Genomic DNA, 7276 nt, shown 5'->3' with positions numbered 1-7276 from the left:
GCAGGAATACATTTTAAATGCCAAACCTCCTGTTTTATTAATCGCAGGCGGCAGACCTTCGCAAGCTAAACCTTTCGAAAAAGCCGGCATTAAAACGTTTTTACACGTACCGTCAGCCTCTCTTCTGGATATGTTCCTGAAAGAAGGTGCCAAACGCTTTGTTTTCGAAGGCCGTGAATGTGGTGGCCACGTTGGTCCCCTATCCAGCATGGTGTTATGGGAAAAACAGATCGAACGTTTGTTAAAAGAGGAAAATGCAGGTCAGATCAGCGTTTTCTTTGCAGGCGGAATCCACGATGCTTTTTCTACTGCTTTTATTTCGGTAATGGCTGCTCCTTTGGCAGCTAAAGGGATGAAAATCGGCGTTTTAATGGGCACAGCTTATTTATATACCAAAGAAGCGGTAAGCACTGGTGCCATTTTAGATAAATTCCAGCAGGAAGCTATGCAGGCAAACGAAACTGTGCTGCTGGAAACTGCTCCAGGGCATGAAACCCGCTGTTTAAACTCTTCATTCGCCACTTTCTTTAACGAAGAAAAACAAAAACTTCAGGCCGAAGGGATGGATAAAAAAGAGATCTGGGCAAAACTCGAGTCGCTTAATGTTGGCCGTTTGCGCATTGCTGCAAAAGGAATTGAAAGACGTGGTGATGAACTGGTAAAAATAGACGAAGCAGAACAAACCGACCTGGGCATGTACATGATCGGTCAGATTGCCCCGATGCACAAACACGTGATGTCGTTGCTAGATCTGCATCAGGATGTAGCCAACGAAAATTATACACATATATTAAATGCAGTACTTCCTGTTCCTCCGGTTAATAAGGCAAAAGCGCTTGATGTGGCCATAGTGGGTATGGCCTGTATTTTCCCTGGGGCTAAAAACCTCGAAGAATACTGGCGTAATATTATTTTAGGTAAAGATTCGGTAACCGAAGTGCCTGATGAAAGATGGAACAAAGAGCTTTATTATAACCCTGATTCTACAGCTGGCGATATGTCGCACTCTAAATGGGGCGGTTTTATCCCGAGGATTGATTTTGATCCGCTCGAATTTGGTATTCCACCACAATCACTTGCCGCTATTGAGCCAACACAACTGCTTACCTTAATGGTGGCCAAACAGGCTATGCAGCACGCAGGTTATGCGGATGGTGGTGTAGATAATGAAAATGTGTCGGTAATTATTGGTGCCGAAGGTGGAAACGACCTTGCCAACAGCTATAGCTTTAGGGGATATTATAAACAGATTTTTGGCGAAATGCCTGCAGAGGTAGATGCCGCTTTACCAAAAACAACAGAAGATTCTTTCCCAGGTATTCTGGCTAACGTAATCTCGGGCAGGGTAACCAACAGGTTAAACCTGGGCGGCAGAAACTATACCGTTGATGCGGCCTGTGCTTCATCTCTTGCGGCAATTGACCTGGCCTGCCAGGAATTATTTTTAGAAAAATCAGACATGGTTTTGGCCGGCGGAGCCGATCTGCACAATGGTATTAACGATTACCTGATGTTTTCGAGCACACACGCACTTTCTAAAAAAGGAAGGTGCGCCACTTTTGATGCCGAAGCCGATGGAATTGCCCTTGGCGAAGGCATTGCCATGATTGTATTAAAAAGATACGACGATGCTTTACGCGATGGCGATACCATTTATTCTATTATTAAAGGTGTAGGCGGATCGAGCGATGGAAAAAGCCTTGGCTTAACCGCACCACGTAAAAACGGACAGGTAAATGCTCTGGAAAGAGCTTATAGCCAGGCCGGGATCACCCCTTCATTAATCGGTTTGGTAGAAGCACATGGTACAGGTACCGTTGTAGGTGATAAAACAGAGATCAGCGCATTAACCGATATGCTCAACCAATCGGGCGCAACCGCCGGGCAAACACATTTAGGCTCGGTAAAAACACAGATCGGCCATACCAAATGTGCTGCTGGTATCGCCGGTTTGATCAAAGCATCGCTATCGGTTTATCACGGTATTAAGCCACCAACCATTAACTTAAAAACACCTAACAGCTTTTATAACGCACAAACCAGTCCTTTCGCTTTCCATACCGAAGCTGGTTTATGGATGGAAGAAAAACGTTATGCTGGTGTTAGTGCTTTCGGTTTTGGCGGAACAAATTTCCATGCCGTATTGGAAAGTGCAAAAAACACAGCAGGTAAAGATCCGATCTTAAAATCATGGCCGTCTGAGCTTTTTGTTTTCAAGGGCGACACCTACGAAGAAGCTAAAACCCGCCTGGTTTCGGTTAAAAACCTTTTGGAACTGAATGATCAGATCGAACTGAAAGATATTGCCTACAGCCTGGCAACAGCCGATGCAAAACCTGTTCAATTGAGCATTGTAGCCAACCATGCCGAAGATCTCGTAATGAAAATCGACCTCGTTTTATCTGGCGTTGAAAGCAAAGACACCTACCTCACTAAAAAACAGGAGGGTAAAGTTGCCTTTATGTTCCCTGGTCAGGGCAGCCAAAGGGTAAATATGGCAAGGGATCTTTTTGTGGTTTTCCCTGAAATGAGGAAACTATTAAAAGCTTATCCCGAGTATGAAAAAGTCCTTTTCCCGAACACTGTATTTAACGATGCTGATGCCAAGGCACAAAAAGAACAGATTAAAGATACCCGCATGGCCCAGCCGTTGTTAGGTATTGTAGATCTGGCCATTGCCAACTTTTTACGCTCGCTGGGCATTGTGCCCGATATGGTTGCCGGCCATAGCTATGGCGAATTGCCTGCACTTTGTTTTGCCGGTGCTTTCGAAGAAGAAGCTTTGGTGCACCTAAGTGCCGAAAGGGCTCTGGCCATTTTAAATGCTGTCGAAAATGGCGACCCGGGTACCATGCTTGCCGTAAGTACCAAACAGGAAAACCTTGCGCAATACCTTAATAACATAGAAGAAGTTTACCCGGTAAACTTCAATGCCCCAACACAATGTGTAATTGCAGGCAGTACCCAGGGCATTGCCCAATTGGCAGCGGTTTTAAAAGATGCCAAAATATCTTTCCGTCCGCTCGAAGTAGCCTGTGCTTTCCACAGTCCATTGGTTGCAAAATCGAAATTGCTTTACCAGCAGGTACTATCAGGTGTAAACTTTAATGATCTTAAAATTCCGGTATGGTCTAACACCACTGCAAAAGCCTATCCAACTGAGGCCGCTGCTATAAAAGAGCGTTTAACCGACCACTTGATAAAACCTGTCCTTTTTGTTGATGAGCTTAGGGATATGTATGCTGCCGGAGCCAGGGTTTTCGTAGAAGTTGGCCCTGGCAAGGTGCTAAGCGGCTTAACCAAAGCCTGTATTGGTCAGGATGAAGTGATCCTGCATACCGAAGATCAGGGACAGAACAAATTAAGCAATTTATTAGGCACACTGGCCGGCTATATGGCCACTGGTCGCGAAATTAAACTCGAAAAATTATTCGAAGGCCGTTCAGTTAAAACGATCAAACTGGATGAACCTTCCAATTATAAAAAAAGTCCGGCAATCTGGTATGTGAACGGTCAGCACGCTGTTCCATCAACAGGTAAACTTCCGGCAAATGGTGCATCACCTATTACTAAACCGATTATCCTTATGAACAACACCTCTACCCAAACTGAAAATCAACAGGTTAATGGCTCGGCCAAAGACCTGATGATGCAGGAATACCTGCACAGCATGAAAATGCTGATTCAGGCGCAACGCGATGTCATGCTTTCCTTTTTAGGGCAGGCACCTGCAATGCCGTCGCAGATTATCAGTCAACCTTTAACATCATACCAAACCCCTCAACCGGTACGCATTGAAAACCAGATTACGGTAAAACAAGAGGTTCCGCAGGCACAAACCATAGAAGTAATTGCGCCTGTAATTGCAGCAAAAGACCTAAAATTGGTGCTTTTGCAGATTGTGAGCGATAAAACCGGCTATCCACAGGAAATGCTGGGCATGGAAATGGATCTTGAAGCCGATTTAAGTATCGATTCGATCAAACGTGTAGAAATTATAGGTGCATTACGTACCGAACTGGGCGGTTTCTCTCAACTGAACCTTCCGGAAGATAAAATTATGGAACAGCTTGCCGGACTGAAAACCTTGAACAGTTTGGTAAACTGGATTACCGAAAACACCGCGCAACCAGCAGCTGTTAGTACACCAACTCCTGTAGCCACGCCTGCAAGCCTGGCGGAACCTGCAAAATTCTCGATCGACCAGTTAAAATCGGCCATTCTTGATGTGGTAAGCGAAAAAACAGGTTATCCTAAAGAAATGCTCGGCATGGATTTAGATCTTGAAGCCGATTTAAGCATCGATTCGATCAAAAGGATGGAAATTATTGCTTCGTTAAAAGAAAAAATCGGTTTTGGTGCCCAAAGCGATCAAGCTGATGATTTAATGGAAAAACTGGCGGCAATTAAAACATTAAATGCCCTGGTTAACTGGATTGCAGATGTGGAAGCAGAAAGCTCGGAGGTGCTTACAGAAGCAAAAAAGCTTATTGAGGAGAGCATCGATGATCAGGCCGTTAAAGAAAAATTATCGCGTTTGAGATTTGAGCTAACTCCTGCTGCATTAACCATTACCGAAGCAGCCATACTAAAAGGCCAGCGTTTTGCCTTAACCGACGATGGTGGCGGACAAGCGCTTAAAATTAAAAAAGTACTCGAAAAACATGGCGCAATTGCCGATCTGGTGAATTTTGAAGATCCGTTAGACGGTTATCAGGGACTTATCATCCTGAACATGTTCGAAGCACAGCGAAAAGTGGGTATCCTCGATCATTTCGCCACCATTAAAAAACTAAATTTTGATACCGTAAAATGGGTATACCTCATTGCGGATACCAAACAATATTTTAATGAGCAATCGGATATTTCTTTCTTAAGGCATTACCAGGGTTATTCTGGTTTCTTTAAAAGTTTAGACCGCGAGTACGAACATACCAAATGCCGTTTCATCAGTCTGGAAACTAAAATGTCGGCCGATGAAATCACCAACATTACCTTAAATGAAATACTGAATCCGGATAAACCTTCGGAGATTATTTACAACGACAATAAAAGGCACATTATGGAACTGGTGCCCCACCAGCTCAGTACCGAAACCGATGCGCATATCCACCTGGATAAAGATGCCGTGGTAATGGTTTTAGGTGGTGCACAGGGAATTACAGCCGAACTGATGATCCATTTCGCCAAAGATTATCCTTGTAAATATATCCTGGTTGGCCGTTCGGCAAACCCGATCGCCTCCGCAAATGAAGTCAGTGCTTCATTAAAAACCAAAGATGAAATCAGGCAATACCTGATTAAACAGGGAGAAATTAAAAAACCTGCAGAAATTGAACAGGAAACCAACCGGATTTATAAAAACAACCAGATTTTACGTTGCATTGCAACTTTAGAAGAAGGTGGTTCTACCGTAGTTTACGAATCGCTTGATCTTAAAGATGAAGAAGCTTTAACCCGTTTGATTAACCAGGTTTACGAAGATTACGGCCGTATTGATGGCGTGGTACACGGTGCAGGCTTACTGGAAGATAAATTGTTCCACAGTAAAACATCCGAATCATTCGGACGTGTTTTCGACACCAAAGTAACCCCATTAAGGGTGCTTGCAGAGCAATTACGACCTGAAACCCAGTTTGTAATCCTTTTCTCGAGCATTGCTTCTGTTTACGGTAACCGCGGACAAACCGATTATGCCGCAGCAAACAGCGTAATGGACAAATATGCATGGGCTTTAAAACAGAAAATCCAGGGAAAGGTAATGGCCATTAACTGGGGGCCGTGGAAAGGTGCCGGCATGGTTTCGCCAACTTTGGAGAAAGAATACCAGCGCAGGGGAATTGCATTGATCCCACTACAGGATGGAATGGAAACTTTCCTTAACGAACTAAAATATGGTAAAGAAAGCCAGGTACTGATCATGGCTGGAAACACCTGGACATAGAAAGATCGATGTCGATATTTTTAACCAATAGTCGTCATTGCGAGAAGGCTTTTTCAGCCGACGAAGCAATCTTTCTTGCAAGGATAGCTAGCAGGAAAGATTGCTTCGTCGTTCCTCCTCGCAATGACGAACCTTTAATTAATAGAACTAAAGATTAGAAAGATCCCCTAAGCGAACAAGATGAAGAAGAGCGATGTAGCAATTATTGGAATGTCATGCATTTTTCCGGGTGCAAAGGATATGCAAACCTTTTGGGAGAATATCATCAACCGGGTAGATTCTACGCAACAGGTTCCGGCAGATCGGATTGATCCGGTGCATTTCGACAAAAATTTAAGCGGAGTTGATCGTTTTTACTGCAACCGGGGCGGTTTTATCCCCGATCATCAGTTCGACCCGCAGCGCTTCGGTATTTTACCATTAGCGGTTGAAGGTACCGAACCCGATCACCTGTTAACCCTCGATCTGGTTCACCAGGCACTCGAAGATGCAGCGGTATTCGAAAAAAAATATTCCCTCGATAAAACCGGGATCATCATTGGTAAAGGCAATTACGTTGGTCCTGGGGCAACCCGTGCCATCGAAATTGTACGCACAGGCGAACAGATTTCGAGCGTACTGAAAGATTTGATGCCTCAATTAAGCGAGGCAGAAATAGAAAAGGTAAAACACGAATTCCAGTTGCGTAAAGGCCGTTTCAGTGCCGATACCGCAATGGGATTGATCCCAAATTTAGTAGCCTCATTGGTGGCAAACCGGCTTAATTTAGGCGGTTTGGCCTTTACTTTAGATGCAGCATGTGCCAGTTCGCTCATTGCAGTTGATCATGGCGTGCAGGAACTGAACAGTGGCCGTTGCGATATGATTATTGCCGGCGGCGTACATTTAGGCCAGAATGCGGCTTTCTGGAGTATTTTTTCACAACTGGGTGCCTTATCCAAACAGGAAAAAATCAAACCTTTCGATCAAAATGCTGATGGACTGATTATTGGCGAAGGCTGTGGTTTTGTGGTGCTTAAACGCCTCGAAGATGCCATCCGCGACCAGGATAAAATTTATTCGGTAATTAAAGGTGTGGGCATCAGCAGCGATGGCAGCGGAACCAGTGTAATGAGCCCATCGGTTAAAGGCCAGTTAAAAGCCATTACCGAAGCATGGAAAAATGCCGGACTGGAAAGTAAAAATATTGGCTATTTAGAAGCCCACGGTACTGGTACACCACTTGGCGATAAAACCGAGGTGGAAACCCTGAAACAGTTTTTTGGTCAGGATGCAGATCTGCCAAAAGCTGGTATCGGTTCGGTTAAATCAAACATCGGCCATGCGATGCCT

Annotated in this window: 2 protein-coding genes; both read left to right on the top strand. The window is 44.5% G+C overall.

Annotation, left to right across the window (positions count from 1 at the left end; translation table 11 throughout):
* The first annotated feature begins 10 nt into the window (after window positions 1-10).
* A complete protein-coding gene (locus tag B2V92_RS26260; RefSeq protein ID WP_293313832.1) occupies window positions 11-5944 on the top strand; it encodes a type I polyketide synthase in 5934 nt (1977 codons plus the stop codon).
* Between the two features lie 180 nt (window positions 5945-6124).
* On the top strand, window positions 6125-7276 hold a 1152-nt coding region (locus B2V92_RS26255; RefSeq protein WP_293313829.1), incomplete at its 3' end, for a polyketide synthase.

The sequence above is a fragment of the Pedobacter sp. UBA5917 genome (assembly GCF_002432345.1).
Taxonomy (GTDB): Bacteria; Bacteroidota; Bacteroidia; order Sphingobacteriales; family Sphingobacteriaceae; genus Pedobacter.
Note: the sequence above shows the minus strand (reverse complement) of the source record. Positions and strands in the feature narration are given on the sequence as shown.